Here is a 254-nt window from a genome sequence, read left to right as displayed (position 1 = left end):
GACGCATGCGCTTTTTGAAATGACGGTTGAAAGTGCCAACGGGCATATCGCAGAGCCTTGCAAGATCGCCGACAGACACACCTTCACCTATGTTGGAGCGCACGAACTCTTCAAGAAGCTCTTCGGGTGTCTAGCCCCGTGTGTCTGGGCCACTGATCATTGGTTTCTCTAATAGGGTTTCAGGAACGGGTGGGCGCATGTTGAGTGCCTGATGCGGCCGGGTGTGATTGTACTGCCTGAGCCAGTGATTGATG

At 53.9% G+C, this 254-nt stretch carries 1 protein-coding gene; it reads right to left on the bottom strand.

The features are described from left to right. Window positions 1–130: 130 nt before the first annotated feature. Window positions 131–253, bottom strand: coding sequence for an integrase core domain-containing protein (locus AADZ90_RS22455; RefSeq protein ID WP_411997149.1), 123 nt, complete (start codon window positions 251–253; stop codon window positions 131–133). Between the last annotated feature and the right edge of the window lies 1 nt (window position 254).

The organism is Aestuariibius violaceus (assembly GCF_040779325.2).
Classification (GTDB): domain Bacteria; phylum Pseudomonadota; class Alphaproteobacteria; order Rhodobacterales; family Rhodobacteraceae; genus Aestuariibius; species Aestuariibius violaceus.
This window is presented reverse-complemented; position numbering and strand designations above follow the sequence as displayed.